Origin of the sequence: Paraburkholderia madseniana (assembly GCF_009690905.1) — a bacterium.
Classification (GTDB): domain Bacteria; phylum Pseudomonadota; class Gammaproteobacteria; order Burkholderiales; family Burkholderiaceae; genus Paraburkholderia; species Paraburkholderia madseniana.
In genome coordinates this window covers 1-3,480 of sequence record NZ_VOSW01000226.1, presented here as the reverse complement: position 1 = coordinate 3,480, position 3,480 = coordinate 1, and the positions used below count along the sequence as shown (strand labels likewise).

Annotated in this window: 5 protein-coding genes; 4 read left to right on the top strand and 1 reads right to left on the bottom strand. The window is 60.3% G+C overall.

Annotation, left to right across the window (positions count from 1 at the left end; genetic code table 11):
• The coding region (locus FSO04_RS45270) for a collagen-like triple helix repeat-containing protein (RefSeq protein ID WP_174825358.1) at window positions 1–691 on the bottom strand (691 nt) is incomplete at its 3' end.
• Between the two features lie 657 nt (window positions 692–1,348).
• Here FSO04_RS45270 and FSO04_RS45265 point away from each other — a divergent pair.
• From FSO04_RS45265 to cpaB, 4 genes are all read left to right on the top strand, one after another.
• Window positions 1,349–1,531, top strand: coding sequence for a Flp family type IVb pilin (locus FSO04_RS45265; protein WP_154567920.1), 183 nt, complete (start codon window positions 1,349–1,351; stop codon window positions 1,529–1,531).
• A 141-nt stretch (window positions 1,532–1,672) separates the two neighbouring features.
• The gene (locus FSO04_RS45260) at window positions 1,673–2,173 is read left to right on the top strand and encodes an A24 family peptidase (RefSeq protein WP_154567918.1); all 501 of its coding nucleotides are present in this window, start codon (window positions 1,673–1,675) and stop codon (window positions 2,171–2,173) included.
• Window positions 2,170–2,667, top strand: coding sequence for a TadE/TadG family type IV pilus assembly protein (locus FSO04_RS45255; RefSeq protein ID WP_154567916.1), 498 nt, complete (start codon window positions 2,170–2,172; stop codon window positions 2,665–2,667). The genes FSO04_RS45260 and FSO04_RS45255 overlap by 4 nt, the downstream gene beginning before the upstream one ends.
• A gap of 91 nt (window positions 2,668–2,758) precedes the next feature.
• Window positions 2,759–3,480 (top strand): Flp pilus assembly protein CpaB (gene cpaB / locus FSO04_RS45250; protein ID WP_154567914.1); only part of this gene is annotated, 722 nt, incomplete at its 3' end.

Here is a 3,480-nt window from a genome sequence, read left to right as displayed (position 1 = left end):
GCGTGCTGCCGCCATTGGTGACCGCATTGCCAAGCGTATTGACGACGCCGCCAAGCGGCGTCGTGATGGCTGCCAGCGGCGCGAGCGGGCCGCTGCCGAGGCTCGTCACGAGGCTGCCTGCATCCGTCACAGCGCCGCCGACATGACCGACCACGCCACCGAGGCTCGAGACCGTCGTGCCGACCGCGTCACCGCCGGTGCCGAGCTGGCCGAGCCCTTGCGATACACCGGTGCCGAGCGTCGAGACCGCCGAGCCGACTTGCTGCACGATCCCGCCGGCGGCCTGGGTGGTTTGCGAACTCACGCCGGGCAAGGTTTGCCAACCGATCACGGTACCGATGCTCGAGACCGTCGAGCCGGTATCGTTGACCACGCCGCCGGTGTTGCCGACGACCGTGCCGAGCGCATTCGCGACCGGGGTTGTGCCGGTACCCGTTCCTGTTCCGGTGCCTGTGCCGGAGCCGCTTCCCGAGCCGTTGCCGCTGGTGTTCGTGCCGGAACCGCCTGAGCCCATCGAACCGCTTCCGCTGCCGGTGGTGGTGGAAAGTGCGTTGCCGGAGGAGCCGCTACCGCCGCCGGTGCCGGCACTCAGGGTTCCGGAGCCTCCGCAAGCGCCAAGAGAAAGCATCGCTGCCACGCTGGCCGCAATCAGGTTTGTTCGAAGTGTGGTGTTGGCCGTTTGAATGTTCATGTCGCCCTCGCATCGCATGTGTTATTGGGTGTTGCTGCGTGCCTCCCTCTGCATGAGCCGTGCCATTTCGACTGATTAATGCAGAAGATTTTTTTTCAAAAGGGCTTGAAGCCATACGTGATATGGCTTTGCGAAGAATTGGTGGAGTGTCTGCTAACTCAGATATACCGCGAGAATATGAATTCGCTAAACGTTTGCGAGGGCTTTGTAACGTAACGAGCCGCGCGCGCCGTTACGAAACACGGCGTAACGCAAGCGCAGCGGGAGGGTCCCGGGCGCTTGAAACGTTCTGTTCAAACAAATAATTAGTGCAGCAAATCTAACTCATGGTTAGTCCTATGTGCTGCAACGCACGAACTGCCGTTAACCTGAGTACGGCGTTAAAACGCATACGGTGTCGCGCTAGGGGCAGCGGACAATTGCTTAAATATGATTGTTCGGATATAAAACCCGAAAGCATCAAGGATTGACGGGGGAGGTGCGTAATCGAACAGACAGCTCATAGACATCTGTTTTATTGAAGCCGGCTGCAAGGCGGTGCTTCCGCAGCGCAACACGCAGGACCAGGAATGAGAGACCAATGGTCCGCAGCGCTGAAGAATCCGTCATCTGAAGCAGCACGTAAACAAACGAAATAAATGAAGTCCGAGGGTAAAAATGAAAAAGTTCACACAACGCTTTCTGAGAGATAACAAGGGCGTGACGGCCATCGAGTATGGTCTTATCGCGGGGTTAGTTGTACTCGTCATCGCAACGGCGGTCACGAACGTTGGCACGAGCCTTTCGACCCTGTTGGGCGACGTCGCGACCAAGATCACCGCTGCAACGCCTGCGGCGTAAAGGGCAATCTGCAACGTCCCGCGAGGCAGCCGACGTTATTGCGGTAGGCCGCTTCGCAGGCGTTTCTTAAAGCTTCGTCATATTGGCTAATGCGAATTGCATTGCAATTCGCGTGGCGTTGCTTCGCCTGTCGAGTTCGAAATGAATGTCTCCGTCGGTATTTTGTTATTTATCGCTTGGGCTGCGGTGGTCGCTATCAGTGACTGCCGCAGTCGGCGTATTTCCAATCCGGTTGTCGTTGCCGGTCTGACGGCGGCATTCGCCTGCGCGTTTCTTCAATGCGGGCCTTTCGGCGTTTCGTTGACCCAAGCGGCTATTGGAGCGCTGGTCGGCCTCGCCGCGTTGTTGCCATTTTTCGCGCTCGGCGTCATGGGTGCTGCGGACGTCAAGGTATTTGCGGTACTCGGCGCGTGGTGCGGCATGCATGCGCTGCTCGGTCTCTGGATGGCCGCTAGTCTTGCCGCAGGCGTGCATGCGCTCTGGCTGCTGATTACGACGCGAACGCGGCTCGCTGGTTTGGTCCGTCATCATGGTGTCACTTTTGAACTGGCTGGAAAAACTTCCACGCCGTACGCGGCATGCCTCACTGTGGCCGCCAGTGCATGGCTCATGCTGCAAGGACTGGCCGGGGGCGTGCGATGAAACGGGTAACAACCCAGCCCGCGCACTCGCCGCTCAAGCATATTCATACACGCTGCGCGCGCGCGCAGCGCGGCTCCACGGCTATCGAGTTTGCTCTGGTGTTTCCACTGTTCTTCACGATCCTGTACTCGATCATCACCTTCAGTCTGATCTTCGTGGCACAGCAGAACTTGACGCTCGCGGCGGAAGAAGGCGCGCGCGCCGCGCTGAACTGGCAGAGCAATACCTCGCTGCAAAACGCGCTCGTCAATCGGGGCAACGCCGCCTGCGCTGCGGCGAATCTGATGGTCGCGACGCTGGTGCAATCCATGCAATGCACGTCGACTTCCGCGCCCTGCGGCCCGGGCAACACGATGCAGTGCGTGAACGTTTTGCTGACTTACAACTACCAGGCCAATCCGTTGGTGCCGACCTTGCCGCTGCTGAGTTACACGTTGCCCAATACATTGTCGAGCAGCGCTACGGTACAACTCAATCCGGAGAATATTCAGTGACGCATGCGCCGGCTCCCAGCCTTTATGTCCGTCGACGCGACTCCGAACGCTCGCGCGGCACGGCATCGTTTAACAGAAGCAGTGAGTCGTCATGCCGAATCTGACCAAAATTCTTGCCGGCGTACTGATCGCTGTCGCATTGCTACTGGGTCTGTTTGCATGGACGCTGTCGCGTCGTCCGGCGCCGGTGGCCGTGACGCCTGCGACGCAGGCAAGCTTCCCGGTGGTGGTGGCCACCCACACGTTGCCAGCAGGTAAGCCAATCGCTGTCGACCAACTGCGCGTGCAGTCGCTGCCGATCAATCCGAACGGCGCCTTCACCGATCCGGCGCAACTGGCCGGCCGCGTGCCGAACGCGGAAATCAGCGCGGACTCGCCGGTGCTCGAAGCCCAGTTATCGTCGGGACTTGCCGAGCGTATCGAGCCGGGCGAGCGCGCGTTGGCCGTGCGGGTCGACGAGGGCAATGCGGTCGGCAACCGGTTACGGCCGGGTAATTTCGTCGACGTGTTTTTCACGCTCAAGCGCGACGGCGCCATCGGCAACGGCGGCGAAATCGATCGTACTCAGGCGCGTCTCCTGATGTCGAAAGTGCGCGTGCTCGCGTTCGGCAACGCAACCACTAGCGGCGACAGCGCCGGCGACCCGAACGGCATGGTGCGCACCGCGGTGCTGGCGGTGCCGGTCGCCGATGTGGACCGCCTGACGCTCGCCGAAAGCTCTGGTCGTCTGATCTTCGCGCTGCGTAATCCAAAGGATGCCGAAGTAGTCGATCAAAATGCGTTGCCAGCCTATCCCGGCGTGTTGAAGACGGG

What these genes read in the sequence shown, in the direction of transcription:
- FSO04_RS45255 (WP_154567916.1), top strand. Translation starts at nt 2,170, where the DNA reads ATGAAACGGGTAACAACCCAGCCCGCGCACTCGCCGCTCAAGCATATT.
- FSO04_RS45260 (WP_154567918.1), top strand. Translation starts at nt 1,673, where the DNA reads ATGAATGTCTCCGTCGGTATTTTGTTATTTATCGCTTGGGCTGCGGTG.
- FSO04_RS45265 (WP_154567920.1), top strand. Translation starts at nt 1,349, where the DNA reads ATGAAAAAGTTCACACAACGCTTTCTGAGAGATAACAAGGGCGTGACG.